At 64.2% G+C, this 24,768-nt stretch carries 25 protein-coding genes and 2 tRNA genes; 15 read left to right on the top strand and 12 right to left on the bottom strand.

From position 1 onward, the window contains the following. The 7 genes from AC3WUT_RS10345 to folC form a co-directional block, all read right to left on the bottom strand. Positions 1-76, bottom strand: a tRNA-Glu gene (locus AC3WUT_RS10345). A gap of 35 nt (positions 77-111) precedes the next feature. Next, positions 112-187 (bottom strand) — tRNA-Ala (locus tag AC3WUT_RS10340). 96 nt (positions 188-283) lie between these two features. Next, the gene (gene gltX / locus AC3WUT_RS10335; protein WP_492346988.1) at positions 284-1,690 is read right to left on the bottom strand and encodes a glutamate--tRNA ligase; all 1,407 of its coding nucleotides are present in this window, start codon (positions 1,688-1,690) and stop codon (positions 284-286) included. Positions 1,691-1,766: 76 nt separating this feature from the next. After that, on the bottom strand, positions 1,767-3,272 hold the full coding sequence (gene purF / locus AC3WUT_RS10330; protein WP_492346987.1) for an amidophosphoribosyltransferase: 1,506 nt from the start codon (positions 3,270-3,272) through the stop codon (positions 1,767-1,769). A gap of 13 nt (positions 3,273-3,285) precedes the next feature. Beyond that, a complete protein-coding gene (locus tag AC3WUT_RS10325; RefSeq protein WP_492346986.1) occupies positions 3,286-3,771 on the bottom strand; it encodes a CvpA family protein in 486 nt (161 codons plus the stop codon). 23 nt (positions 3,772-3,794) lie between these two features. After that, positions 3,795-4,691, bottom strand: coding sequence for an SPOR domain-containing protein (locus AC3WUT_RS10320; protein ID WP_492346985.1), 897 nt, complete (start codon positions 4,689-4,691; stop codon positions 3,795-3,797). A gap of 12 nt (positions 4,692-4,703) precedes the next feature. Next, complete coding sequence (gene folC, locus AC3WUT_RS10315) at positions 4,704-6,029, bottom strand: bifunctional tetrahydrofolate synthase/dihydrofolate synthase (protein ID WP_492346984.1); 1,326 nt, start codon at positions 6,027-6,029, stop codon at positions 4,704-4,706. A gap of 48 nt (positions 6,030-6,077) precedes the next feature. Here folC and AC3WUT_RS10310 point away from each other — a divergent pair, with 48 nt between their 5' ends. The 9 genes from AC3WUT_RS10310 to AC3WUT_RS10270 all read left to right on the top strand — a co-directional run bounded on the left by AC3WUT_RS10310 (position 6,078) and on the right by AC3WUT_RS10270 (position 14,440). After that, positions 6,078-6,449, top strand: a complete 372-nt coding sequence (locus tag AC3WUT_RS10310) for an ArsC family reductase (RefSeq protein ID WP_492346983.1) — start codon at positions 6,078-6,080, stop codon at positions 6,447-6,449. Between the two features lie 132 nt (positions 6,450-6,581). Beyond that, entirely contained in the window at positions 6,582-7,154 is a 573-nt protein-coding gene (locus AC3WUT_RS10305; protein ID WP_492346982.1) for a glycine zipper 2TM domain-containing protein, read from the top strand. 148 nt (positions 7,155-7,302) lie between these two features. Then, on the top strand, positions 7,303-7,620 hold the full coding sequence (gene ppnP / locus AC3WUT_RS10300) for a pyrimidine/purine nucleoside phosphorylase (RefSeq protein WP_492346981.1): 318 nt from the start codon (positions 7,303-7,305) through the stop codon (positions 7,618-7,620). A gap of 20 nt (positions 7,621-7,640) precedes the next feature. Beyond that, positions 7,641-8,978: an argininosuccinate synthase gene (argG, locus tag AC3WUT_RS10295; protein WP_492346980.1), complete on the top strand. Its 1,338-nt coding sequence runs from the start codon at positions 7,641-7,643 to the stop codon at positions 8,976-8,978. 406 nt (positions 8,979-9,384) lie between these two features. Then, positions 9,385-11,736 (top strand): ATP-binding protein, encoded by a 2,352-nt coding sequence (locus tag AC3WUT_RS10290; RefSeq protein WP_492346979.1) that lies wholly within the window; start codon positions 9,385-9,387, stop codon positions 11,734-11,736. A 19-nt stretch (positions 11,737-11,755) separates the two neighbouring features. Continuing rightward, positions 11,756-12,493, top strand: a complete 738-nt coding sequence (locus tag AC3WUT_RS10285) for a methyl-accepting chemotaxis protein (protein WP_492346978.1) — start codon at positions 11,756-11,758, stop codon at positions 12,491-12,493. Beyond that, positions 12,490-13,047, top strand: a complete 558-nt coding sequence (locus tag AC3WUT_RS10280; protein WP_492346977.1) for a hypothetical protein — start codon at positions 12,490-12,492, stop codon at positions 13,045-13,047. The genes AC3WUT_RS10285 and AC3WUT_RS10280 overlap by 4 nt, the downstream gene beginning before the upstream one ends. 34 nt (positions 13,048-13,081) lie before the next feature. Continuing rightward, complete coding sequence (locus tag AC3WUT_RS10275; RefSeq protein WP_492346976.1) at positions 13,082-14,056, top strand: chemotaxis protein CheX; 975 nt, start codon at positions 13,082-13,084, stop codon at positions 14,054-14,056. A gap of 18 nt (positions 14,057-14,074) precedes the next feature. Beyond that, positions 14,075-14,440 (top strand): response regulator, encoded by a 366-nt coding sequence (locus AC3WUT_RS10270; protein ID WP_492346975.1) that lies wholly within the window; start codon positions 14,075-14,077, stop codon positions 14,438-14,440. A gap of 29 nt (positions 14,441-14,469) precedes the next feature. Here AC3WUT_RS10270 and murB read toward each other — a convergent pair whose 3' ends face one another. Then, the gene (murB, locus tag AC3WUT_RS10265) at positions 14,470-15,543 is read right to left on the bottom strand and encodes a UDP-N-acetylmuramate dehydrogenase (RefSeq protein ID WP_492346974.1); all 1,074 of its coding nucleotides are present in this window, start codon (positions 15,541-15,543) and stop codon (positions 14,470-14,472) included. A gap of 37 nt (positions 15,544-15,580) precedes the next feature. Here murB and AC3WUT_RS10260 point away from each other — a divergent pair, with 37 nt between their 5' ends. From AC3WUT_RS10260 to AC3WUT_RS10250, 3 genes are read left to right on the top strand one after another with little or no spacing between them, the layout of a single operon-like run. Continuing rightward, the gene (locus AC3WUT_RS10260; protein ID WP_019577630.1) at positions 15,581-16,066 is read left to right on the top strand and encodes a YajQ family cyclic di-GMP-binding protein; all 486 of its coding nucleotides are present in this window, start codon (positions 15,581-15,583) and stop codon (positions 16,064-16,066) included. A 10-nt stretch (positions 16,067-16,076) separates the two neighbouring features. Continuing rightward, complete coding sequence (locus AC3WUT_RS10255) at positions 16,077-16,766, top strand: retropepsin-like aspartic protease family protein (protein WP_492346973.1); 690 nt, start codon at positions 16,077-16,079, stop codon at positions 16,764-16,766. Beyond that, a complete protein-coding gene (locus tag AC3WUT_RS10250) occupies positions 16,763-17,755 on the top strand; it encodes an HD-GYP domain-containing protein (protein WP_492346972.1) in 993 nt (330 codons plus the stop codon). Before AC3WUT_RS10255 ends, AC3WUT_RS10250 begins: the two co-directional genes overlap by 4 nt. Positions 17,756-17,796: 41 nt before the next feature. Here AC3WUT_RS10250 and plsY read toward each other — a convergent pair whose 3' ends face one another. The 3 genes from plsY to AC3WUT_RS10235 all read right to left on the bottom strand — a co-directional run bounded on the left by plsY (position 17,797) and on the right by AC3WUT_RS10235 (position 19,992). After that, the gene (gene plsY / locus AC3WUT_RS10245; RefSeq protein WP_492346971.1) at positions 17,797-18,429 is read right to left on the bottom strand and encodes a glycerol-3-phosphate 1-O-acyltransferase PlsY; all 633 of its coding nucleotides are present in this window, start codon (positions 18,427-18,429) and stop codon (positions 17,797-17,799) included. Positions 18,430-18,503: 74 nt separating this feature from the next. Continuing rightward, complete coding sequence (gene ybaK / locus AC3WUT_RS10240) at positions 18,504-18,995, bottom strand: Cys-tRNA(Pro) deacylase (protein WP_019577626.1); 492 nt, start codon at positions 18,993-18,995, stop codon at positions 18,504-18,506. 46 nt (positions 18,996-19,041) lie between these two features. Next, positions 19,042-19,992, bottom strand: a complete 951-nt coding sequence (locus AC3WUT_RS10235) for a LysR family transcriptional regulator (RefSeq protein ID WP_492346970.1) — start codon at positions 19,990-19,992, stop codon at positions 19,042-19,044. A gap of 181 nt (positions 19,993-20,173) precedes the next feature. Here AC3WUT_RS10235 and AC3WUT_RS10230 point away from each other — a divergent pair, with 181 nt between their 5' ends. The 3 genes from AC3WUT_RS10230 to AC3WUT_RS10220 all read left to right on the top strand — a co-directional run bounded on the left by AC3WUT_RS10230 (position 20,174) and on the right by AC3WUT_RS10220 (position 23,540). After that, on the top strand, positions 20,174-21,154 hold the full coding sequence (locus tag AC3WUT_RS10230; protein WP_492346969.1) for a Bug family tripartite tricarboxylate transporter substrate binding protein: 981 nt from the start codon (positions 20,174-20,176) through the stop codon (positions 21,152-21,154). 180 nt (positions 21,155-21,334) lie between these two features. Continuing rightward, the gene (locus AC3WUT_RS10225) at positions 21,335-22,045 is read left to right on the top strand and encodes a DUF6198 family protein (RefSeq protein WP_492346968.1); all 711 of its coding nucleotides are present in this window, start codon (positions 21,335-21,337) and stop codon (positions 22,043-22,045) included. 64 nt (positions 22,046-22,109) lie between these two features. Continuing rightward, on the top strand, positions 22,110-23,540 hold the full coding sequence (locus AC3WUT_RS10220) for a M20 family metallopeptidase (RefSeq protein ID WP_492346967.1): 1,431 nt from the start codon (positions 22,110-22,112) through the stop codon (positions 23,538-23,540). A 19-nt stretch (positions 23,541-23,559) separates the two neighbouring features. Here the strand turns inward: AC3WUT_RS10220 and AC3WUT_RS10215 are convergent, their stop codons facing one another. Then, the gene (locus AC3WUT_RS10215) at positions 23,560-24,621 is read right to left on the bottom strand and encodes an aldo/keto reductase (RefSeq protein ID WP_492346966.1); all 1,062 of its coding nucleotides are present in this window, start codon (positions 24,619-24,621) and stop codon (positions 23,560-23,562) included. Between the last annotated feature and the right edge of the window lie 147 nt (positions 24,622-24,768).

Raw genomic sequence — 24,768 nt, 5'->3', positions numbered from 1 at the left:
TGGCGACCCTACGGGGATTCGAACCCCGGTACTCACCGTGAAAGGGTGATGTCCTAGGCCTCTAGACGATAGGGTCAAAACCTTGGACTACTTAACCATCAAATCAAACTGTGGTGGAGGTAAACGGGATCGAACCGATGACCTCTTGCATGCCATGCAAGCGCTCTCCCAGCTGAGCTATACCCCCACATCTAGCTTGATTTAACTTCAAGTTAGCTCATTTGTCTTCAACATCGTTTTATTTATGTCGTTAACTCCTGAGCCTCAAATTATAGTCACATTTTCAGGCGTTTCGCAATCTCAGCGAAATTTTTTCTCGACCGAGCAATTCAAGCAGTGCATCGACCGACGGCGTATGCGCCGTACCAGCCGTGAGAACACGCACTGGCATCGCCAAGTGCGGCATCTTAAGGCCAAATTCGGTCAGTGTTTCCTTGATGGCCGCGGAAATTGAAGGCTTGTCCCAGGCACAGACCTGCAGACGGGCATCCAGCGCCTGGAGCGCTGGGCGCACCGCATCCGTGACGTGCTTGGCCAGTTCGTCGGCCTGGGGGCTGACTTCTTCAGCGTAGAACACCTTCACCCAGTCGGCCAGGGCCACCAACGTGTCGCAACGATCCTTGAACAGGCCGCAGATGGCCGGCAGGCGACCATCATCCAGGCCCGACAAGCCCAGTTTGGCAGCGAAGGGCAACACCAAGCCAGCGAGGGTCGCGTCATCGAGTGCCTTGAGATGCTGTGCATTCACCCAGCGCAGCTTGGCCTCGTCAAACTGGGCGGCGCTGCGCCCCAGGTGATCCAGACTGAACCAGCCCAGGAACTGCTCACGACTGAAAATTTCATCGTCACCATGCGACCAACCCAGTCGCGCCAGGTAATTGACCATGGCATCGGGCAGGTAGCCCTCGTCACGGTATTGGGTCACTGGCTTGGCGCCGTTGCGCTTGCTCATCTTTTCACCCTGCTCATTGAGCACGGTGGGCAGGTGGGCATACACCGGGGGCTCTTGGCCCAGCGCACGGAAGATGTTGATCTGACGCGGCGTGTTGTTCACGTGGTCATCACCACGGATCACGTGGGTGATCGCCATGTCGATGTCGTCGACCACCACGCAGAAGTTGTAGGTCGGCGTGCCATCGGGACGGGCAATCACCAGGTCATCCAATTCATCGTTGCTGATCTCGATGCGCCCTTTGACCTTGTCCTCCCACACCACAGAACCTTCCTGGGGGTTCTTGAAGCGCAGCACCGGTTGCACCCCCTCGGGGACCGGGGGCAGGGTTTTGCCAGGTGCCGGACGCCAGGTGCCGTCATAGCGCGGCTTTTCCTTGGCCGCCATCTGACGTTCACGCAGCGCATCCAGCTCCGTCACACTCATGTAGCACGGGTAGACGTGGCCAGCAGCCTGCAACTGAGCCAGCACTTCCTTGTAGCGCGCCATGCGCTGCATTTGGTAGAACGGCCCCTCGTCATGGTCCAGGCCCAGCCACTTCATGCCTTCAATGATCACATCGACCGCGGCCTGGGAGGAGCGCTCCAGGTCGGTATCTTCGATGCGCAAGACGAACACGCCCTGGTTGGCGCGGGCAAAGGCCCAGGGATAAAGCGCCGAGCGGATGTTGCCCAGGTGGATGAAGCCGGTTGGCGAAGGCGCGAAACGCGTGCGCACAGTGGGGGAAACGGTGGTCATGGTGTTCAGTTCTAAAAGGCCACTGGCCACCGAAGTGGCCAGGGCGAGGTGAAGGGCAAAAAAGGCCTTGGCGGGCTCAGGCCTCCTGGGCGTTGGGCAAGGCCAAGCGCGAGGTATCGGGCTCGCCTTCTTCCTGTCCCACACGGTTCTCGTTGAGGCGGGCGATGTCGTCAGAGGTGATGTCACCAGTCACGTAAACGCCATCAAAGCACGAGGCATCGAAGCCGCTGATGCTGCTGTTGAGAGAGCCGATGGCGGCCTTCATGCCATCCACATCCTGGTAGATCAGGGCGTCGCAGCCGATGATCTGGCGCACCTCTTCGACCGTGCGGTCATGGGCCACCAGTTCAGAGCTGGTGGGCATGTCAATGCCGTACACATTCGGGTAACGCACCGGCGGTGCTGCGCTGGCCATGTAAACCTTGTTGGCGCCAGCATCGCGTGCCATCTGCACGATCTCGCGACTGGTGGTTCCGCGCACGATCGAATCATCGACCAGCAGCACGTTGCGGCCCTTGAACTCGCTGCCGATCACATTGAGCTTCTGGCGCACCGACTTCTTGCGCACACCCTGGCCCGGCATGATGAAAGTGCGGCCGACATAGCGGTTCTTGACGAACCCTTCGCGGTAAGGGATACCCAAGAGGTGTGCCAGTTGGGTGGCGCTGGGCCGGCTGGACTCGGGGATCGGAATGACCACATCGATCTCACTCGGGGGCACCGTGGAAACCACCCGCTTGGCCAGGCTCTCACCCAGGTTCAGGCGGGCCTGGTAGACCGAAATATTGTCCAGCACCGAGTCAGGGCGAGCCAGGTAGACAAATTCAAAAATGCAGGGATTGAGCTTGGGGTTGTCGGCGCATTGCTGAGACGACATCTGACCCTTCAGGTCAATGAACACGGCCTCGCCCGGCTCGACGTTGCGCTCGAACACATGGCCTGTGCCCTCCAAGGCCACCGACTCACTGGCCACCATCACGGTGCCATCCGCACTGCGGCCCATGGCCAAGGGACGGATACCGTGAGGATCGCGGAAAGCCAGCAGGCCATGACCCGCGATCAGGGCGATCACGGCATACGAACCCTTGACCCGCTTGTGCACCGCACGCACGGCCGTGAACACCTCTTCAGCCTGCAGAGGCAAGCCGCGGGTCGCGCGTTCCAACTCATGGGCGAACACGTTGAGCAGCACCTCCGAATCGCTTTCGGTGTTGGTGTGGCGGTGATCGGTGGAAAACAGCTCCGAACGCAGGGTCTTGGCATTGGTCAGGTTGCCGTTGTGCACCAGCACGATGCCGAAAGGTGCATTCACGTAGAAGGGCTGGGCCTCTTCCTCGCTGTAGGCATTGCCGGCCGTGGGGTAACGCACCTGACCCAGGCCCACCGATCCCGGCAGAGCCCGCATGTTGCGGGTGCGGAAAACGTCACGCACCATGCCTTTGGCCTTGTGCATGAAGAATTTGCGCTCCTGCTGGGTCACGATGCCGGCCGCATCCTGGCCGCGGTGCTGCAACAGCAGCAAGGCATCATAGATAAGCTGATTCACAGGGGCGTTGCTGACAACGCCGACGATTCCACACATGACAAAACCCCGATCAAGGAAGATATCTTCCAAACTGTGCCGGCAACGCCGGCTTCAAACCATCCAGCACCGCCGCAAGCACCGGTGCACCTTTTGACTCCTGCCACCATCCGCCCTCGTGCAGCGGCGTGACCTGAATCACCACCGCCACCGCGAGCAACAATACCGCCCCGCGAACCAGGCCAAACAAGGCCCCCATCGCGCGGTCTGCGGGCCGCATACCGATGGCCGCCACCAACTTCTGCGCCATGAAAGCCACCAACGCCGAGGCAAAGATGGCCGCCACAAACACCACCAGAAAACCAGCCGCATAACGCAACGATCCATCAGCTGATCCGAGCGGCAAGTACGCCGCAGCGTCCAGGGCAAACCACTGCCCGGCGATGAATGCAACCACCCATCCAGCCAGTGAGACCGTCTCATACACCAACCCCCGCCAGGCGCCGATCACCAGGGACACCCCCAGCACCGCCAGCAGGACCATGTCCGCTACAGCCATCCGTCAGCCTTATGCATCACTGCTCACAAGGTCAGGATGGATGCTGGAAGATCAAGTGACTTGATGCGCGAGGCCGCTTTGTCGGCCTCTGCCTTGCCCGCAAATGGGCCCACACGCACGCGAATGCGCTTGCCGTCACCGGTCTCGATCACCTGGGTATACGTTTTCAGCCCTGCCTTTTCCAGCTTGAGTCGGGCGTCGCGAGCCTTGGCAGCATCACTGAAGGCGCCCACCTGGACGATGAAGCGGGCACTGTCTGCGGCGGCAGGTGCATGAGGCGCTTCAGCGGCACTCTTGCCTTCGAGCAAGGCACGCGCCCGGGCGGCATCCTCCGCGGCCTTGCCATCGGATCTGGTTTCGGGTTTGGGTTCCGGCTTCGCTTCGGCCTTGGCCACGGCCCGGGCTTCGGGCTTGGGTTCGGGTTTGGATTCCGGCTTGGGGTCGGGCTTTCGCTCCGCGCGGGCCTCTGGCTTGTCTTTGTGCTCAGACTTGGATTCGGGCCTGGTTTCAGCCTTGGCCTCAACCTTGGGTGCTTCCTTGCGCGGTTCAGCGGCCGGTTTGGCGGCGGCTCGGGTTTCTGTGCGCGGGCTGGAGGAAGGCACCACCTCTTCGTCAGGGCCGATGCCTGAATCAGACGCGCTGCCGACGGTCACCGGCGGCGTCGGCAAAGCCAGCGCAGGCGACTTGTTCTTATCCGGGATGGCGATCGGGATGTCCACCGGAATCGGTCGGGGCTGGGTGTCGAACAGCAGCGGAAAGCCCAACACGCCAGCCAAGACCAATACGGCGGCACCGATCAATCGATGGCGGGCGCGGCGGCGCAGCACTTCCACACTGTCACCTTGCGATGAAGCCGGCGGCCGCTCGTCACGGCCTTTGGAAGCGCCCCCCAGGGGCCAGCGAAACTTGAAAAAAGCCATGAAGTGTGGGCGTCAGGCGTCCAGATGTTTGGCGTGAAGGCGGGGAATGCCGTCTTTGAGAACACCACCCACCGTGAAGAACGATCCAAAGACCACGATTCTATCAGCCGGGTCTGCGGCGGCCACGGCCGCCGCCAAGGCCTGCTGAGGATCCGGGAAGGTGGCCGTGCTGACCTCACGTCGCCCGCCCGCCACCATCTGCAGTGCGTGCCACTTGGCTTGCAGCCCGGCGGCCGACTCGGCGCGCGGGGTCGGCAGGTCGGTGAAATACCAGCGATCCACCAAGGGAGCAATGCGCGCCAGCATGGGCCCCAGATCCTTGTCGGCCATCGCTCCCAGCACCGCATGGGTACAGGGATAGAAGCCCATGGCGTCGAGATTGGCCGACAAGGCCGCCACCGAATGGGGGTTGTGCGCCACGTCCAGCACCAGCGTGGGCTGGCCCGGCACGATCTGGAAGCGACCGGGCAACTCCACCATGGCCAGCCCATTGCGCACCGCCTGGGCTGTGATGGGCAGGCGTTCGCGCAAGGCCGTCAAAGCCGCCAGCACACCAGAGGCATTGACCAATTGGTTGGCGCCGCGCAAGGCGGGGTAGGCCAGACCGCTGTAACGGCGCCCGCGGCCGGCCCAACCCCATTGCAGCTTGTCGCCTGAGAAATTGAAATCCGTACCGAAACGCCACAGATCAGCACCGATCTCCAGCGCCCGATCCAGCACGCTTTGCGGCGGCAGCGGGTCACTCACCACCACCGGGCGACCGGTGCGCATGATGCCGGCCTTCTCCAGGCCAATCGTCTCGCGGTCGTGGCCCAGGTACTCCATGTGATCGAGGTCGATGCTGGTGATGACGGCGCAGTCCGCATCGATCAGGTTGACCGCATCCAGACGCCCGCCCAGGCCCACCTCCAGGATGGCCACATCCAGCCCGGCCATCGACAGGCAGCGCAGGATCGCCAGCGTGGTGAACTCGAAATAGCTCAGCGACACCTCATCGCCCCGCAGGCGCGCCAGCTCAACGGCCTCAAAGTGCGGGAGCAGGGCTTCGGGCGTGACGATCTCGCCATGCACCCGGCAGCGTTCCTGAAAATGCACCAGGTGCGGCGAGGTGTACACACCGGGACGGTAGCCGGCCTGCAGCAGGATGGCCTCCAGCATGGCACAGGTCGAGCCCTTGCCATTGGTGCCCGCCACCGTGATCACAGGCACGTCAAAACGCAGGTCCATGCGACGCGCCACCTCGCGCACGCGGTCCAGACCCATCTCAATGTTTTTCGGGTGCAGCCGCTCGCAATGGGTCAGCCAGGCGTCCAGGGTGGTAGGCAGGGGATTTCTCATAAGACCCAGGATTGTCGCGCAGCACGGCCTGCTGCATCATCTCGGCCCATGAATCACCCCAAGATCACCGTCTACGGCATCCCCAACTGCGACACCGTCAAGAAAGCCCGCCAATGGCTCACCGAGCAAGGGCTGGCATTCGACTTTCATGACTTCAAGAAACAAGGCGTGCCCGAGGCCGAGCTGGACGCCTGGCTACCGGCCCTGGGCTGGGACAAGCTGGTGAACCGCCAAGGCACCACCTGGCGCAAGCTGGAACCGGCCTTGCAAGCCACGGTCCAGGACGATGCCGGCGCCCGCGCCCTCATGCTGCAGCAACCCAGCGTGATCAAGCGCCCCGTCGTTGACTGGGGCCCCCAGGCCCAACCTCGCTTCACGGTGGGCTTCAAGGCCGAAGCCTGGACGCAGCGTAGCCGCTGAGTCGGGCCTCACGTCCTGTTACATCCATTTACAGCCGCGCCGACACACCTCAGGAACCCGCTCTCTAGACTGCGGGTCAACCCTGAAGCGCCCACAAGCGTTCAGCAAACAACACTTGAACTGAGGTTTTCCATGAACAAGCCCTTTGTCTTCGGCCTGGCCCTCTTGAGCACCACTCTGTTGGCCGGCGCAGCGTCGGCCCAGGAAATGGCCCGAGTGGTCTCCACCACCCCCATCATTCAGCAGGTGGCGGTGCCCCAGCAGGTCTGCACCAACCAGCAAGTCGCCACCCCCGGCACCACCTCAGGGGCCGGTGCGGCCATGGGCGCCGTGGCCGGCGGTGCCGTGGGCAATGCCGTGGGCGGCGGCAGCGGCAAGGCCGTGGCCACGGTGATCGGTGTGCTCGGGGGGGCCTTGCTTGGCAATTCGATTGAGGCCCCCAGCCAGCCCCAGGTGCGCAACGTCCAGAACTGCAGCACCCAGACGGTCTATGAAAACCGGACCGTGGCTTACAACGTGACCTACGAATACGCTGGTCGCCAGTACACGGTCCAGATGCCCAACGACCCTGGCCAGTACCTGCCCGTGCAGGTGAGCCCGGTCATCAATGGCCGTGTCAGCCACCCCGGCTACCCGGCCTCGGGCCCGCAGCCCGTGACGGCGCCGGTCTACAACAACACGCCCCAACCCTACCCGGCCCACTGATGCGCGATGCGCGATGGGTACGGCAGTGAGTCTGCGCGCCCGGGCACAGGCCCGCGGCGTGGCCTAAAATCGAGGTTTGCCCGAATTCGACTTCTTGCGCAACGCCTGCAGGTCGGCTTGTGGCCTCACCTCCAACGGATTCACCTCCATGACCACTGAAACCATCCAGAACGTGGCCTTGACCACGAAAGCCAACGTCTACTTTGACGGCAAGTGCGTGAGCCACGGCTTCGCCCTGGCCGACGGCACCAAGAAAAGCGTCGGCGTGATCCTGCCCGCCACGCTGACCTTCAACACCGGCGCCCCGGAAATCATGGAAGGCGTGGGCGGCTCGTGCGAATACAAGCTGGCTGGCAGCACGGAATGGGTCAAGGCAGGCGCGGGCGAATCGTTCAAGGTCCCCGGCAACTCCTCGTTCGAGATCCGCGTGACCGAGGCTTACCACTACATCTGCCATTTCGGCTGATCCACCCACTAGGACCGAACATGGCCACCATTCTGCAAGACCTGCCCCTGGGGCAAAAAGTCGGTATCGCCTTCTCCGGCGGCCTGGACACCAGTGCCGCGCTGTTGTGGATGAAGAAAAAGGGCGCCCTGCCCTATGCCTATACGGCCAACCTGGGCCAACCCGACGAGCCCGACTACGAAGAGATCCCGCGCAAGGCCAAGCTCTATGGCGCTGAGCAGGCTCGCCTGGTCGACTGCCGCACCCAACTGGCCCACGAAGGCATTGCCGCCCTGCAGGCCGGCGCCTTCCACATCTCCACCGCGGGTGTGACCTACTTCAACACCACCCCGCTGGGCCGCGCCGTGACCGGCACCATGCTGGTGGCCGCCATGAAGGAAGACGACGTCAACATCTGGGGCGACGGCAGCACCTTCAAGGGCAACGACATCGAGCGCTTCTACCGCTACGGCCTGCTGACCAATCCGGCCCTGAAGATCTACAAGCCCTGGCTGGACCAGAAGTTCATCGACGAACTCGGTGGCCGCGCCGAGATGTCCGCCTTCATGACCGCCGAAGGCTTCGGCTACAAGATGTCGGCTGAAAAGGCCTACTCGACCGACTCCAACATGCTGGGTGCCACCCACGAAGCCAAGGACCTGGAAAACCTCAACAGCGGCATCCGCATCGTCAACCCCATCATGGGTGTGGCCTTCTGGCGCGACGATGTCGAGGTGAAGCGCGAAGAAGTCAGCGTGACCTTCGAAGAAGGCCAGCCCGTGGCTCTCAATGGCATCCAGTTCAATGACCCCGTCGAACTGATCCTGGAAGCCAACCGCATCGGTGGCCGTCACGGCCTGGGCATGAGTGACCAGATCGAGAACCGCATCATCGAAGCCAAGAGCCGAGGCATCTACGAGGCCCCCGGCCTGGCCCTCCTGCACATCGCCTACGAACGCCTGGTCACCGGCATCCACAACGAAGACACCATCGAGCAGTACCGCCTCAACGGCCTGAAGCTGGGTCGCCTGCTGTACCAGGGCCGCTGGTTCGACCCGCAAGCCATCATGCTGCGCGAATCCGCCCAGCGCTGGGTGGCCCGCGCCGTCACCGGCACCGTCACGCTGGAGCTGCGCCGTGGCAACGACTACTCGCTGCTGAACACCGAAAGCCCCAACCTGACCTACGCGCCCGAGCGCCTGTCGATGGAAAAGGTTGAAGACGCCCCCTTCTCACCAGCCGACCGCATCGGCCAGCTGACCATGCGCAACCTCGACATCGTCGACACCCGCGACAAGCTGGGCATCTACACCAATGCCGGCCTCCTGTCGTTGGGCGGCAACTCGCCCCTGCCCTCGCTGCCGCGCAAGCAGGACTGAGCCCCCCCCTTTGATGCTGCCTTCGAGCGGCATCCCCCCAAAAGCCAGCGGCCTGCAGCCGACTGGCTTTTTTTTCGTGCGCAGCCCACTGGGTGGACGTTGGCGCCTCGAATCACTCTTTGTCATTTCAACGTAAAACCAACATCCGTTGATCATAAAAATCACCCGAACGACCATCACCAGGCCATGCATGGCGCCGTTTCACACAGGCGTCACGGTTTCGCCATCGGGGGGTCATGGCATCCCGGGAAGATCAAAACCCAAGCCCGGCACCTGTCCAGTCTGCTCACGCAACCAGCTTACAGGCGACACGGCAAACCACCCAACCCATCACCACCGTTCACACCCCACGGCCACAAGCCGGCATCTGGCGTTCGGTGGATCGACTCTCGCGAAGGACACTGCCATGAACATACGTCAACGCATTGTGTTGCTGATCACCCTGACCTTTCTGGCACTGAGTTCGATCGGCGCCTTTGCCGTCCTCCAGTCCCATGGCAGTGCCTCCGAGGTACGCAGCGTGACCGAGGGCGTGGTGCCCAGCGCCATGCACTCGGTGGAGTTGCAGGGCCAACTCAAGGATGTGCAGATGGCCGCCATGAGCATGGTGGCCGCCCCCGATGAGCAGACCGTGGCCCGCACCCGCGACGAGCTGGCCCAGAAGAAGGAGATCCTGCAAAAGGCGCTGGACCACCAACTCGATATGGCCGACAGCACCGCCCAGAAAGGGCTGGTCAAAGAGGCCGCAGAAAGCCTGAAGAACTACTTCAGCGCCATCGACGACACCGCCAACTTCAAGCTCAAGGGCATGAAGGACATGGCAGAGGCCAACATGGGTGCCACGGTCGACCAGTACCTGCGCGAACAAGGTGCCCTGCTCGACACCCTGCAGATCGAAAAGCGCCGCAGCAAAGATGCGGCCATCGAGAGCATGAACAGCCACCTCACCAGCACCACCACCACGCTGACCATCGCCACCGTGCTGGCCGTGCTGCTGTTGGTGGCCATCGGCCGCATTCTGTACCGCCAGGTGGTCCACCCGATCAAGGACATGGAATTGAAGATGACCGAGATCGCGACCAGCCAGGACTACACGCACCGCCTGCCCGTCACCCGACAGGATGAGGTTGGGCGCTCGATCGCCGCATTCAACACCATGATCGAAAAGATCGAGGAAAGCAGCGCTCTGGTGCGCCAGAAGACTGCCGACATCCACGCCATGCTGCACAACGTGCCCCAGGGCATTCTGACGATCGAAAACGGCAACACCATCCACCCCGAGTTTTCTGACTTCCTGAGCACCGTGCTGGAGACAGAAGACATCGCCGGGCGCGACTTCTTCGAGGTGATCTTTGCCGGCGTGAACCTGGGTGCCGATGCCCGTTCGCAGGTCGAAGCTGCCGTAGCCGCCTGCATCGGCGAAGACCGCATGAATTTCGACTTCAATGCCCACCTGCTGCCCCGCGAGGTCGAAAAGGCCCTGCCCGATGGCCGCGTCAAGATCCTGGACCTGATCTGGTCGCCGATCACCAACGAGCAAGACAGCACCGAGCGCCTGCTGCTGTGCGTGCGTGATGTGACCGAACTCAAATCCCTGGCCAAGGCGGCCGATGCCCAGAAACGCGAGCTGGCCATGATCGGGGAAATTCTGTCGGTGCCACAAGATCGCTTCAATGGCTTCCTGGCCAGTGCACGCCAGTTCCTCGACCAGAACCAGCAAGCCCTCGAAACCGCCGCCAGCCAGGACGACGCGACGCGGCGCCAGCAACTGGGGCTTCTGTTCCGCAACATGCACACCGTCAAGGGCAACGCGCGCACCTACGGTCTGAACACCCTGACCGACGTGCTGCACCAGGCCGAACAAAGCTATGACGACCTGCGCCAGCAGGAAGGCCTGGAATGGGACAACGAGCGCTATCTGAGTGAACTGGCCCAGGCCTGCAACACGCTGGAGGAATACGCCACCCTGAATGCCGACAAGCTCAGCCGCGGCCTAAATACCGCCAATGAGACCAGCCACACCGTCTCGCAGGCCGAAATACAGCACACGCTGCAGATGTTGGAGGGCGTGGACACCAGCGACCTGAGCGCCGCTGCACAGGCCATCCAAGACATCAAGAGCCGCCTGGCCACCCTGGGCAGTAAATCGCTGCAGGAAACACTGTCCAGCGTGTTTGAATCGCTGCCCTCGCTGGCCCTCGAACTGGGCAAGGAGGCGCCCAAGCTGGCCCTGGCCGATCACGGCGTGCTGCTGCGGCCGGAGGCCGGCCCCTTGTTGCGCAATGTGTTCATGCACCTGCTGCGCAACGCCCTGGATCATGGCATTGAGCCCATCCTGGACCGCATCGCCGCCGACAAGCCGGTAGCCGGCACCATCCGGATCAACCTGCAATTGGACGCCCAAGGTCTGCACCTGGTGCTGAGCGACGATGGCAAAGGCCTGGCCCTGCAGCGCATTCGGGCCAAGGCCATCGAACAAGGCCTGCTCGATGCCAGCCAACACCCCGAAGCCCAGGATCTGGCCCAGTTGATCTTCGCCCCCGGCTTCTCCACGGCCAGCGCAGTCACCGAGGTGTCGGGGCGAGGCGTCGGCATGGACGCCGTGAAGATATTTGTCGAATCAGCTGGTGGTCGCATCGAGTTGCACCTTTTGTCCGAGGCGACCCAGCGCGAATACGTGCCCTTCGAGACCCGGATCCACCTCCCCGCTTCACTGGGTGTGTACGCCATGACGCAACAACGACCGCAAACCGCTTGAGCAAGAAAAGGTACGCGAGATGACGACCACACTGATGATGACCCTGCTGTTGGGCGCCATCGTGCTGAGCCTGCTGCTGGGCTGGCGTGTTCACAGGCTGAACGCCACCCTGCAGACCATGGTTCCGCGACAGCTGATGGAAGACAGCAAGCAGCGCGCCCAGGCCAGGATCGACGATCTGCAAGAGCAGATCGAAGCCCTGGAGCAGCGCCTGCACGATGCGCAACGGCAATGGGACACCCGCCAGCAGGCACTGATCGGCGAACAACAGCTGCGCCTGACGCACAGCCAAGCGCAGGCCAGCCAGTCTCAGACCCAGATCGCCAACCAGTGCGGCACGCTGGACCGCTCCATCACCGAGCTGCGCAACGTGGGCAAAACCTACGAACGCTGGCACGCCAGCATGGACTTCCTGCTCGGCCACAACCGGGCCATGCACAACAAGAACGACGAATTCGCCTCCATCGTGCGCCAGTTGGTGATCGTGGCGCTCAACGCCTCGATCGAAGCAGCGCGCGCCGGCACCATGGGTCGCGGCTTTGCGGTCGTGGCCGACGAGATGCGCTCACTGTCGGTGCGCGCCGAAAAGCTGGCCCAGGATTTCCGCAGCAGCCTGTACGAGAACGACTTGATCACCACCACCACCTTCCAGGACATGCAGGCCGGCGGCAAGATGATCGTGGGTGCCGTCACCGGGCTGGAACTGCAAAACCGAAAGATCCTGAATCTTGTCAGAGAACAGGACGCCACCGCATGATCAGCAGCCGAGCCAAAGCGGGCTTCGACAGAATGGTGATGCAGGGTCTGAGGGCCGCCTTGGCGCCTTCGCCTGACGAGGTGACGGACCTGGTCGCCGTGCCAGGGTTGCAGCAGCCACCCGAATCGCACGCGGCCATGCTGAGCATTGCCTCACTGACGTTTCGCATGTTGATCGTGCTGCACTTCAGCCACAACGATGCCATGCGTCACCACTTTGCCCGGCTCAGCCGGCAAAAGGTCGAAGAGATGTCGGAGCAATCATTTCTGGATGCCATCTGCGAAGCAGGCAACCTGTGCTGCGGCGGCGTCAACCGCGATCTGGGCTCGATCTTCCCCTGGGTGGGCATGTCCACCCCCAACATCATCGACAGCCGCTGCACGACCCATCTGGGCATCCTCAAGTACGGACATCTGCAGCACTTCCGGCTCAGTGTGACCGACAGCCCGCCCCTTTTTCTGACCCTCTGCGTGAGCGAATCGGAAGACCTCGACTTCGACTTCCAGCTCCCCGACTTGGCCGAGCAAGGCACCGGCGAACTCGAAATGTTCTGACACCTGCACTTCAATGTTTCAACAGGAACCGTCCATGACCGAAGCCGCCACCGTGATCAGCAAAGTGCTGGTCCTCGACAGCGACCCCGACTGCCAACACGCCATCAAGGATTTTTGCACCAGCCACAGCCTGTCTCCCCTGCGGGTCAACCGCGGCAACCTGTTGGCCGTGCTCCGATCCAACGTCGATTTGGGCGCCATCCTGATCGCCGAACGCATCGGCGACGATGCCCAGGCCGGTATCGAACTCGGTCGCCAGGTGCACCAGCTGCGCCCTGAACTGCCGATCTTTCTGCGCCGCGAGCAACTTGAGGGCCTGGACGACCTGGCCCTGGCCGATCGCAGCGCGTTCATGGCGGGCTACACCATGGGCAGCATCGCCCGCCTCGAGCCGGTGATCCAGGACAGCATCTTCTGCCAGTACTACCCCAACGCCCTGGTGCGCGGCATCACCGAGATCACGCAAACGGCCTTGCGCAGCCAGTTCCAGGGCCTGGAACTGCACATCGACACGCCGTACATCGTGCGCGACCGCCTGCTTTACGGCGAAATCTTCACCTTGATCCCGATCGAAAGCCCCTGGTGCCGCGGCTACATGAGCCTGCAGGCCATCGAGGCCAACCTGCAACAGCTTGTCAAAGCAGAGCACACCCACATTTCAGCCACGGATGGCGATGATTTCCGAAACCTCAACGGGCTGCTGGGCGAAATCACCAACCTGATCTGGGGTGCTTTCAAGAACCGATATGGGCGACTCGAATCGTCCGGCCCGCTGCTGGCCCAGGTGCCCATCATCATCAACCACCTGCACCGCTACATCTCGTTTGGCTCGACCGACCCCCAGCTGTGCTTCCGGTGCACCTTGACGAACCCGGCCCAACCGGACATGACGCCGATCGTGATCTACCAGCGCTTCATCTTCAACCTGAGTTGGCGCCCCGAGGACTTCATGGAGAACCAGGCCTCGGTGGAAAACCTGATGTCGACCGGCGAACTCGAATTGTTTTGACCCAAGAAGGAACAACCCATGGCACAAATTCTCGTCGTTGACGACTCCAGCACCGTTCGCAATGAGGTCGGTGACTTTCTGAAATCCAATGGTCTCAATGTGGCATTTGCCATCGACGGCCGAGACGGCCTCGGCAAGATCAAGTCCGATCCAGCCCTCAAACTGGTGATCTGCGACGTCAACATGCCCAACATGGACGGCCTGACCATGGCCGAAAAAGTGCGCAGCGAGCTGAAGAACAGCAACGTCAACATCATCATGCTGACCACCGAAAACTCACCCGCCATGAAAGAGCGCGGCAAAGCCGCCGGCATCAAGGGCTGGATCGTCAAGCCCTTCAACGGCCCGGCCGTGATCGCCTCGCTCAAGAAGATGGTGGCCTGAACCGGCCCCACCGGCCCGGGCCCCGGGGTTCAGATCACCACGGGCTCGGGCTCCAGCCGGATGCCGAAGCGTTCATAGACACTGGTCTGGATGGCGCGTGCCAGCGTCATCACCTCGCCGCCGGTCACGCTGTCGGCACCTTGGCCGCGGTTCACCAGCACCAGGGCCTGCTTGTCATAAACCCCCGCCTTGCCCACCGACTTGCCCTTCCAACCGCAGGCGTCGATCAGCCAGCCCGCCGCCAGCTTGATGCTGCCATCGGCCATGGGGTAATGCACGATGCGGGGCTCGCGGGCAATGATGTCGGCACATTGTTCGGGGGTGACCGAGGGGTTCTTGAAAAAGCTGCCGGCATTGCCCACCTCAGCCGGGTCGGGCAATTTGCTGCGGCGGATGTCGCACACCCAGTCGAAGATCTGCCGCGCCTCGGGCTGTTCAATGCCGGCCTGGACTCGGCGTCGCTCCAGATCCAGATAGCCCAACTCGGGTTTCCAAGGCTTGGGCAGGCGCAGGCGCACCCGGGTGATCACGGCCCGGCCGGCCAGGCCCAGCCCCAGGGGCAGCGAGGCATCCTGCGGCGACGTGGGCGCCCGGTGCTTGAACACCGAATCGCGGTAGCCGAAGGCGCATTGGGCAGCATCGAGGCTGAAGGTCTGCCCGGTCAGCAGATCAAACGCATCGAGTGATTCAAAGCGGTCCTGCAATTCAACGCCATAGGCGCCGATGTTCTGCACCGGCGAGGCGCCCACGGTGCCCGGGATCAGGGCCATGTTCTCCAGGCCGGGCAGGTTCTGGTCCAGGGTCCAGGCCACGGTGTCATGCCAGGCCTCGCCAGCGCCCGCCTCGACGATCCAGGCGCGGGGCGTTTCGTCCAGCACGCGCAGGCCCTTGATCTCCATCTTCAGCACCACATCGCGCACATCGCCCGTGAGCACGATGTTGCTGCCCCCACCCAGCACCCATTTGGGGGCTGGGCCCAGTTCGGGGTCGGCCATCAGCTCCACCAGATCCGCCGGAGCGCGCACGCGCACCAGGGTCTGGGCACGGGCCACGATCCCGAAGGTGTTGTAAGGCTGGAGCGGGACATTTTTCTCGACTAACATCGGCGATATTGTCTCATTTGCCCTGGTTCATCCCGTCATGCCCTCATTCGATACCGTCTGCGAAGCCAATCTGGTGGAAGTCAAAAATGCCGTTGAAAACGCGGCCAAGGAAATCAGCACCCGCTTCGATTTCAAGGGCACCTCCGCCGCCATCGAACTCAAGGACAAGGAAATCACCCTGTTCGGCGACGCCGAGTTCCAGCTCGACCAGGTCGAAGACATCCTGCGCAACAAGCTGACCAAGCGCAATGTGGACGTGCGCTTCCTCGACAAGGGCGCGGTCCAGAAGATCGGCGGCGACAAGGTCAAGCAGGTGGTCAAAGTGCGCAATGGCATCGAATCCGAGGCTGCCAAGAAGATCCAGAAGCTGATCAAGGACAGCAAGCTCAAGGTTCAGGCCGCCATCCAGGGCGATGCCGTGCGTGTCACCGGCGCCAAGCGCGACGACCTGCAGACCGCCATGGCCTTGATCCGCAAAGACATCACCGACATCCCGGTCGACTTCAACAACTTCCGCGACTGATCCTCTGCGCATGCCCCACCGGTTCATGCCGCCCCCCTCACTGAGGCCCCGACTTGTCGGCCTGGCCCTGGCGGGGCTGGCTTTGGGCCTGTGCCTGCCGGCGACAGGCCAGGTGGTCCTGTCCGGCATCCTCGGTGGAAAAGCTTTGTTGCTGGTGGGGGCCTCCGCCCCCAAGGCCGTGGCCCTGGGCGAGACCTTTCAGGGCGTGCGGCTGGTGTCCCTTGACAAGGACAGCGCCGTGCTGGAGCAGGACGGCCAGCGCTTCACCCTGCGCCTGGGCGAGTCGCCGGTGCAGCTCAAGCCCGGCAGCGCGGCGGCGCGCCCGGCCAATGGCAAGCGGATCACCCTGACCTCGGACAGTGCCGGACATTTCAAAAGCCAAGGCGCCATCAACGGCCAGATCATGCAGTTCGTGGTCGACACAGGGGCCACGGTGGTGTCCATCGGCCGCGCGGACGCCGAACGCATGGGGCTGGCCTTTCTCGGTGGACAGCCAGTACAGATGCAGACGGCCAACGGCACGGCGCAGGGTTGGCGCATCCAGCTTCAAAGCGTGCGCGTCGGCGATGTTGAAGTATTTGATGTGGAGGCGGTTGTCACCCCCATGGCCATGCCGGTGGTACTGCTGGGCAACAGCTTCCTGAATCGGTTCCAGATGCACCGGGTCAGTGACCAGATGGTGCTGGAAAAGCGGCTGTGAGCGGCGACACCCTGCCCATGCACTTGGCCCAGGAGGGTCCGAGCGAAAGCTATGAGGACCTGCTGAGCCAATGGAGCGACCTGGAGTCCGGGCTGGGCATGCTGCTGGCCGTGCCCGACAACGTTGAAGGCTTTCATCAAAAACTTCGACAGCACGACCGCTGGATGCAGGAACTGCTCGAGCAGGATGCCGACACCGCGCTATACCTGCTGTTCCAGATGGCGGGCACCTCGATCGCAGGCTACAGCACCACCCACTCCCTGGTGTGCGCGGCGCTTTGCCACATCATCGCCCTCGAGTTGCAACTGCCCGCAGGGCAACGCGACAGTCTGGTGGCCGCCGCCTTGACGATGAACATCTCGATGACGGCGCTGCAGGACGAACTGGCCGAACAGACCACGCGCCCCTCGGTCGAGCAGCAGACCAACATCGACGCCCACTCGGTCAAAAGCTGCATGCTGCTGGCCCGCGTGGGCATCAAGGATGAACTCTGGCTGGCCATCGTGGCCTCGCACCACGAGAACCTGCCCATGACGCTGCCCGGCAGCGCGCCCGACCCGATGCTGCGCCTGACCCACATCCTGCAGGTGACCGACCGCTATGCGGCCATGATCAGCCCGCGGCGCTCGCGTCCGGGTCGCAGCGTGACCGACTCGCTGCGCGCGGTCATCAGTGCCAGTCAGGGGCGCCATGACGACGTGGCCCAGGCCTTGGTACGGCATGTGGGCCTGTGCCCGCCAGGCACCTACGTGAGGCTTGACAACCAGGACCTGGCCGTGGTGCTGAGGCGCACCGCGCAACTCAACCAACCCCTGGTAGCCAGCCTGATCGACCCGCGGGGCGAGCCCTATCCGCACCCTCGTCTGCGCAACATTGCCCTGGGCGAGCAACGCATCCAGGCCGCCGTGCCCTCCGATGCCGTCAAACTCATGATCAACCACGCGGTCATGATCTCGGTGGCCCGCTCGCAACAGCCACGCAGCTACTGACAGGCTGCGGCTGACGGGTTCCAGGCACCAGGCCCTGGGCCTCAGGATTTCTTCTTCTGCCCCAGACGTGACTCAGTGCCTGCCAGCAGGCGCTGGATGTTCTCGCGATGCCGATACACCAGGAAAGCGGCCATGGCCACCAGGGCCAGCAACTCGGGCGTCTCGGCATACCAGGCCGTGCCACTGGCCAGCACATAGACCAGCGGGGCCGCCACGGCCGCCGTCAGTGACGACAGTGACGAATAGCGGAACAGCACCGCCATCAGCAACCAGATCGCCCCGGCCGCCAGGCCCAGCACGGCATCAACGCCGAACAACACCCCCAGCGCCGTGGCCACGCCCTTGCCCCCCTGAAAGCGGAAGAACACCGGGTACAGATGGCCCAGAAAGGCTGCCAGCCCCACCAACGCGACCGTCCCGTCGTCCAGGCCCCAGCGGGGGCCGTACCAGCGCACCAACACCACGGGCAGCCAGCCCTTCAAGGCATCCAGCAACAGGGTGACGATGGCTGCAGCCTTGCTGCCCGAACGCAGCACATTGGTGGCGCCGGGGTTCTTGCTGCCGTAGGTGCGCGGGTCATTCAGGCCCATCACGTGGCTCACGATGACGGCAAACGACAGCGAGCCGAGCAGGTAGGCCAACAGCGTGGCCGCCAGTGTGTAAAGAATCTCCAACTTGTTCTACCTCTGTGCTATCTGCAAAAAGCCCTGAGCCGGCCGCAGATGCGCCCGTTTCAGGTCCAAGGCGCTCATTCTGCCAGCGCGCACTGCACCGGCCGGGCACCCAGTTGAGCCACGCACACCTGAGGGTCGATGCCGACCAGAAACCCGCGACGCCCGCCGTTGATGCAGATGCGGGGCAAGCCCAGGATGGTTTCCTCAATGTAGACCGGCATTTGCTTGCGCGTTCCGAAGGGCGAGGTACCCCCGACCAGGTAGCCGCTGTGCCGGTTGGCCACCTCGGGTGCGCAGGGCTCCACCGACTTGGCCCCGATCTGGCGCGCCAGGTTTTTGGTCGACACCTTGCGGTTGCCATGCATCAGCACCACCAGGGGCTTGGCATCCTGGTCTTGCATGATCAAGGTCTTGACCACGGTGTAGGGGTCCTGCCCCAGCACCTCGGCGCTGTGCAGGGCGCCGCCGTGCTCCAGGTACTCGTATGGGTGTTCGGTGTAGGCCACCCGGTGGGCCTTGAGCCACTGGGTGGCGGGTGTTTCGGAGACGTGTTCTTTCTTGGCCATGGACAGTCCCGGGCCCATCGGCCCGGCAAACAACAGGGTTGAGATGTTACGCCTTGGCCACCGGCGCGCGGCGCGGTGCCCTGGCGCGCACCTTGCGCTTGCCGAACTGCCCCACTCCGGCCACCAGCAGGTCAGCCAGGGCCTGCACCGGGGGCAGCAAAGGCCGCCCGCTTTGTGCCAACAGGCACAGCCGCCGTTGCTGCAGGCCGGGCTCGGCAAATGGCACGGCCTTGAGCTGGCCTTGCTCCACCGCGTGCGACACCGTCAGGTAGCCCGCGGGCAACACATCCAGCTCACCCATCATCGACATCAGGGCGGGCGAGAAGTTGCTCACCAAGGCCGGTGCATATTGCAGCCCCTGCAGGGCGCAGCCCTGGTCGAACAGGCGACGGCTGGTGGTGCCCGGTTCACCCAGCAGCAGCGGGTAACGCACCGCTTCGGCCAGCCGCACACGGGGCTTGGCCGCCAACGGATGAGCGGGGCGCATCACGGCCAGCACCGGGGCCAGCACGGTGTGCAGCACCTCCACCTCCTTCTCGGGGCTGAGGCTGTACTTGAGCCCCAGGTCCACCTCGCCCTGGCGCAGCAACTGATTGACCTGATCAGGAGCCACCACCTGCAACGCCAACTGGGCCCCTGGGTGGGCCTGTCGAAACGACTGCAATGCGCCAGCCACGAAACCCGCGGCGAAACCTTCGGTACAAGCCAGGCGCACCCGCACCCGACCGGCCAAGCCGCCCAACTGCTCCAGCACGAACTGACCTTCTTCGGTGGCCGACGACAGATGGGCCAACAGGCGTTCCCCAGCGGGGGTGGGCGTCATGCCCCGGTGAGCGCGCTCGAACAAGGCCAGGCCCAACGCGTCTTCCAGCAGGCTGACCTGGCGGCTGACCGCTGAAGCCGCGACATGGAGCTGGCGCGCGGCCTCGCTCACGCTGCGGGTGCGGGCCACCACCACAAAGTAGCGCAAGGGCAGGCTGAACAAGGGCAGTTTCACGGCGGGTCCTTTGGCATTCAACGTTCTGATCAAGGCAACGTTGCTTTGTGAATTCTCTAATGAGAGCAAGCATTTTTCATGCCCTGACAAACCCTCACTCGGCTTCTAATGGAGCCCAGCAAGTCTTCATCCCCCCCTCTGTTGAGCGCCGCAGCCTCTGCCGCGGCAAAAAAGGAATGCCATGCAACGCCGCTGTGCCCTTTCCCTTCTGGCCCTGGCCGGATGCGCCAGTCTGAGCCAGACCGCCCTGGCCACCGCCGAGCCCTGGCCCAACCGGTCGGTGCGCATCGTGGTGCCTTTTCCACCCGGTGGCGGCACCGACATCGTGGGCCGCGCCCTCGGGCAGGCCCTGGCACCGCGCCTGGGGCAGGCGGTGGTGATCGACAACAAGCCCGGGGCCTCGACCCTGATCGGCACCGAAGCCGTGACCCGATCCGCCCCCGACGGCTACACCTTGCTGGTGTCGGGCTCGACCACCTTCTCGGTGAACCCGGCCCTGAAGCCCCGACTGAACTACGACCCCTTCAAGGACCTGAGTGCCGTGGCCGTGCTGGCCCGGGCCCCACTGGTGGTGGTGGTGCCCGCCCAGTCACCCTTCAAGACCTTGCCGGAGCTGCTGAATGCTGCTCGGCGTCAACCCGGCTCGGTGCGTTACGCCACCTATGGCAGCGCCACCGCGCCCCACCTGGCTGGCCTGCTGCTGGGCTTGAGTGCAGGCGTCACGCTGCAAGACATCCCCTACAAGGGCAGCGCCCAGGTCAGCACAGCCCTGATGTCGGGCGAGGTCGAGGCGACCTTTGACACCGTGGCCAGTGCCGGCCCCCTGATCAAGGCGGGCAAACTGCGTGCGCTGGCCACCCCCAGCCGCGTCCGGGTGAGCTCGCTGCCCCAGGTGCCCACGCTGACCGAACTGGGCCTGCCCGACGCCAGCTTCGAGGGCTGGTACGCCATGGCCGCCCCCGCCGGCACGCCCGCCCCCGTGCTGGAGCGCCTGGGCCGCGAGCTGCGCGCGGTGATGGCCCTGCCCGAAGTGCAAAAGCAGTTTCGCGCTCAGGCCCTGGAGCCGGTGTACCAGGATCCGGCCACCATGACCCGGCTGATGGAGCAAGAGATCACCCAGTTCCGCGCCGCTGCAGCACGCGCCCACCTCACACTGGAGTGATGCCGGGCATGCACACCCCTCTGGCAGCGGCGCGGCTCGACAGGCCGAACCCTGCATTTCCGACAAAGTCTGATCCGGATCACGCCTTCGGGCACCGCCCTGTGGTCTGCTACCCGGCTTTCCACGGCCTGGCCCCGCTCTTGCTGCAGGCCGTGCACGACTTTTCGGACAATCCTCGCCATGAACACACCAGAACCTGCCCAGACAGTGGCGCCGATCGCCGCGCCAATGCCGCAACCGGGAGCCCCCGAATCTCCCCCAGCCGCAGCGCCCGCGCCGAGTTCACCCGTCAGCGGTGTGGCCCCCCACAGCCTCACGGAAGACGCCTTCGCGCTGTTCTCAGCCACCCTGCTGATCGCCCTGGGCGTGGCCATCTATGGGCACGACCACCTGCTCACCGGGGGCATGGCCGGGCTGGCTTTCATCGTGCATTACGCCAGTGGCATCAGCTTCGGCAAGGTGTTCTTCGTGCTGAACCTGCCCTTTTACGTGCTGGCCTGGCGCCGCATGGAGCGCGCCTTTGTGCTCAAGACGATCGTGGCGGTGGCCCTGCTGTCGCTGCTGGCCGAATGGACCCCGCACTGGATCAGCTTTGCGCAGCTCGACCCGGTCTATGCCAGCGTGCTCGGCGGCGTGCTGCTGGGCGTCGGCTTCTTGATGCTGTTCCGCCACCGCGCCAGCCTGGGCGGGGTCGGCATCCTGGCGTTCTACCTGCAGGAAAGCCGGGGCTGGAAGGCCGGCCATATCCAGATGGCCATCGACTGCGCCATCCTGCTGCTGGCCCTGTGGACGGCACCGCTGCCCAACGTGGCCCTGTCAGTGGCCGGCGCCGTGGTGCTGAACCTGATCCTCACCATGAACCACCGCAAGGACCGCTACATCGGCTCCTGACCCTCCCCACCCTCGTGTTCGCCGGGGTGTCGGGGTGGCCCACCCACCTCACCGAAAGCCCGACATGACCCGAGACCAATTGATTCAGCAAGCCCGCCACGAACTCGACAGCGGCGCCCTGGCCGCCACCCTGGCGCGCCGGGTCGCCTGGCGCACCGAAAGCGATCTGGGGGCCGATGCCACCGAGGCCTCGCGGGCTGCCCTGCTCGGCTACCTGAGCGACGAGATGAGCCCCGTGCTGCAGGCGATGGGGTTCGAAGTGCAGATCCTGCCCAACCCGGTACCCGGTGCGGGCCCCTTCCTGCTGGCCCGCCGCATCGAAGACCCGGCCGCCCCCACCGTGCTCACCTATGGCCATGGCGATGTGGTCAACGGCCAGAAGCCGCAATGGCGCGACGGCCTGGACCCCTGGCAGTTGAGTGTCGAAGGAGACCGCTGGTATGGCCGCGGCACCGCCGACAACAAAGGCCAGCACAGCATCAACCTCAGCGCCCTCGCCCACACCCTGCAGGCCCGCCAGCAGCGCCTGGGCTACAACCTGACCGTGCTGCTGGAGATGGGCGAGGAAGCCGGCTCCCCCGGCCTGGCCGAGTTCTGCCAACAACACCGTGAGGCCCTGCGCGCCGACCTGTTCCTGGCCAGCGACGGCCCGCGCGTGCATGCCGAGCGCCCCACCTTGTTCCTGGGTTCGCGGGGCGCCATCAATTTCTCGCTGCAGGTGCAGCCGCGGCCCCGGGCCTACCACTCAGGCAACTGGGGCGGGGTGTTGAGCAACCCGGGCACCCGCGTGAGCCACGCGGTGGCCAGTCTGATCGGGCCACAAGGCGAAATGCGCGTGGCCGCCCTCCGTCCACCGGCCCCGCCTGAACGCCTGCGCCAGGCCCTGCTTGACCTGCCGGTGGGCGGTGGCACCGATGACCCCGAACTCAGCCCTGGCTGGGGTGAGCCGGGCCTGACGCCGGCCGAGCGCCTGGTCGGCTGGAACACGCTGGAGGTGCTGGGCCTGGGCGCCGGCTCGGCCGTGCGGCCGATCAACGCCATCCCGGCCTCGGCCGTGGCGCACTGCCAGCTGCGCTTTGTCGTAGGCACCGACTGGCAAAACGCGGAGCAGCACCTGCGTGAGCACCTGGATGCGCACGGCTTCACCGACGTGCGGCTGGACATGGGCATGCGCTGTGCCGCCACCCGCCTCGCCCTGGACAACCCCTGGATCGACTGGGCCCTGGCTTCGATGCAGGCCAGCACGGGCAAGCCAGCCAGCCTGCTGCCCAACCTGGCCGGCTCCTTGCCCAACGACATCTTCTCGGACGGTCTGGGCTTGCCCACCTTGTGGGTGCCGCATTCCTACCCGGCCTGCGCACAGCACGCCCCGAACGAGCATCTGCTGGGCTCGGTGGCACGCGAGGGCCTGGCCCTGATGGCCGGCTTGTTCTGGGACCTGGGCGAACCTGGTGCGCCTTGGCGGACCGGGGCGCTGACCTCGGTAGCCGCCTGAGCCCTGCCCGCCGGGCTGATCAGATGGCGGGGTCGCGCTGCTCCCAGCGGATGGCGTCGATCGCCGCCAACAGCTCGGGCGACAGCGTGGTGCCCCAGGCCGCCAGGTCTTCATCGAGCTGGGCAACCGAGGTCACACCGATGATGGTGCTGGCCACCTGCCACTTGGTGTAGCAGAACGCCAGGGCCAACTGGGTGGGGGTGAGGCCGTGCTCGCGCGCCAGCGCGTTGTAGCGTCGGGCGGCCTCCAACGCCTCGGGGCGGCCCCAGCGCTGCTTGCGCATCGACTCATAACGGGCGATGCGCCCATCCTTCGGGGCCTCAGGACCTTCGATACCACTGGCGTCGTATTTGCCGGTGAGCAGCCCGAAGCCCAGCGGCGAGTAGGCCAGCAGCGACACGTTCAGTCGATGGCAGCTTTCGTCCAGGGCGTTCTCGTAGCTGCGGTTGATCAGGCAGTACGGGTTCTGCACGGTGGCCACGCGGGGCAACCCGTGCTGTTCGGCCAGACGCACGAACTCGTGCACGCCATAAGGGGTCTCGTTGGACAGGCCAACATAACGCACCTTGCCAGCCTTCACCAGGCGGCCCAGGGCCTCAAGCTGTTCATGGATCGAGGTGACCGAGCGCTCCTTGCTGGGGTCGTAATACATCGCACCGAAGGCGGGCACATGACGCTCGGGCCAGTGGATCTGGTAGAGGTCGATCACCTCGGTCTGCAGTCGGCGCAGGCTCGCGTCGCACGAAGCCGCGATGTCAGCCGCTGTCATGCCCGCGCCCTCTCGGATCCAGGGCATGCCGCGCGAAGGGCCTGCCACCTTGGTGGCCAGCACCACCTGCTGGCGAGCACCGGGGTTCTTGGCGAACCAGTGGCCGATGATGGTTTCAGTGGCGCCGCAGGTCTCGGCACGGGCGGGCACCGCATACATCTCTGCGGTGTCCAGAAAATTGACGCCTGCCGCCAATGAGCGGTCCAGGATGGCATGAGAGGTGGCCTCGTCGACCTGCTCGCCAAAGGTCATGGTGCCCAGGCAGATGGGCGTGACGTGCAGATCGCTTTGTCCAAGCTGGACTTTGTTCATGAAAACTCCGATGGGTCTGTCTGATGAAAATCTGGGCCGCTGAGGGCGCATGCCATGGGTCCACCCAAAGAACGGCAGCCCTGGCGAACAACGGCGGCAAAGAGTGTACGGGCGGGCAGAATTTTCTGCTGGCCCGTGCCACGACCT

Source organism: Curvibacter sp. EU05-FHT14A10 (genome assembly GCF_058791075.1).
The sequence above is the reverse complement of the archived record's forward strand: the minus strand, read 5'-3'. Positions and strand labels throughout refer to the sequence as shown.

What these genes read in the sequence shown, in the direction of transcription:
- AC3WUT_RS10290 (WP_492346979.1), top strand. Translation starts at nt 9,385, where the DNA reads ATGAACATACGTCAACGCATTGTGTTGCTGATCACCCTGACCTTTCTG.
- AC3WUT_RS10320 (WP_492346985.1), bottom strand. Translation starts at nt 4,691, where the DNA reads ATGGCTTTTTTCAAGTTTCGCTGGCCCCTGGGGGGCGCTTCCAAAGGC.
- AC3WUT_RS10305 (WP_492346982.1), top strand. Translation starts at nt 6,582, where the DNA reads ATGAACAAGCCCTTTGTCTTCGGCCTGGCCCTCTTGAGCACCACTCTG.
- AC3WUT_RS10280 (WP_492346977.1), top strand. Translation starts at nt 12,490, where the DNA reads ATGATCAGCAGCCGAGCCAAAGCGGGCTTCGACAGAATGGTGATGCAG.
- ybaK (WP_019577626.1), bottom strand. Translation starts at nt 18,995, where the DNA reads ATGGCCAAGAAAGAACACGTCTCCGAAACACCCGCCACCCAGTGGCTC.
- AC3WUT_RS10225 (WP_492346968.1), top strand. Translation starts at nt 21,335, where the DNA reads ATGAACACACCAGAACCTGCCCAGACAGTGGCGCCGATCGCCGCGCCA.
- AC3WUT_RS10270 (WP_492346975.1), top strand. Translation starts at nt 14,075, where the DNA reads ATGGCACAAATTCTCGTCGTTGACGACTCCAGCACCGTTCGCAATGAG.
- AC3WUT_RS10325 (WP_492346986.1), bottom strand. Translation starts at nt 3,771, where the DNA reads ATGGCTGTAGCGGACATGGTCCTGCTGGCGGTGCTGGGGGTGTCCCTG.
- murB (WP_492346974.1), bottom strand. Translation starts at nt 15,543, where the DNA reads ATGTTAGTCGAGAAAAATGTCCCGCTCCAGCCTTACAACACCTTCGGG.
- AC3WUT_RS10255 (WP_492346973.1), top strand. Translation starts at nt 16,077, where the DNA reads ATGCCCCACCGGTTCATGCCGCCCCCCTCACTGAGGCCCCGACTTGTC.
- ppnP (WP_492346981.1), top strand. Translation starts at nt 7,303, where the DNA reads ATGACCACTGAAACCATCCAGAACGTGGCCTTGACCACGAAAGCCAAC.
- AC3WUT_RS10220 (WP_492346967.1), top strand. Translation starts at nt 22,110, where the DNA reads ATGACCCGAGACCAATTGATTCAGCAAGCCCGCCACGAACTCGACAGC.
- AC3WUT_RS10260 (WP_019577630.1), top strand. Translation starts at nt 15,581, where the DNA reads ATGCCCTCATTCGATACCGTCTGCGAAGCCAATCTGGTGGAAGTCAAA.
- gltX (WP_492346988.1), bottom strand. Translation starts at nt 1,690, where the DNA reads ATGACCACCGTTTCCCCCACTGTGCGCACGCGTTTCGCGCCTTCGCCA.
- purF (WP_492346987.1), bottom strand. Translation starts at nt 3,272, where the DNA reads ATGTGTGGAATCGTCGGCGTTGTCAGCAACGCCCCTGTGAATCAGCTT.
- AC3WUT_RS10215 (WP_492346966.1), bottom strand. Translation starts at nt 24,621, where the DNA reads ATGAACAAAGTCCAGCTTGGACAAAGCGATCTGCACGTCACGCCCATC.
- AC3WUT_RS10230 (WP_492346969.1), top strand. Translation starts at nt 20,174, where the DNA reads ATGCAACGCCGCTGTGCCCTTTCCCTTCTGGCCCTGGCCGGATGCGCC.
- argG (WP_492346980.1), top strand. Translation starts at nt 7,641, where the DNA reads ATGGCCACCATTCTGCAAGACCTGCCCCTGGGGCAAAAAGTCGGTATC.
- AC3WUT_RS10310 (WP_492346983.1), top strand. Translation starts at nt 6,078, where the DNA reads ATGAATCACCCCAAGATCACCGTCTACGGCATCCCCAACTGCGACACC.
- folC (WP_492346984.1), bottom strand. Translation starts at nt 6,029, where the DNA reads ATGAGAAATCCCCTGCCTACCACCCTGGACGCCTGGCTGACCCATTGC.
- AC3WUT_RS10285 (WP_492346978.1), top strand. Translation starts at nt 11,756, where the DNA reads ATGACGACCACACTGATGATGACCCTGCTGTTGGGCGCCATCGTGCTG.
- AC3WUT_RS10275 (WP_492346976.1), top strand. Translation starts at nt 13,082, where the DNA reads ATGACCGAAGCCGCCACCGTGATCAGCAAAGTGCTGGTCCTCGACAGC.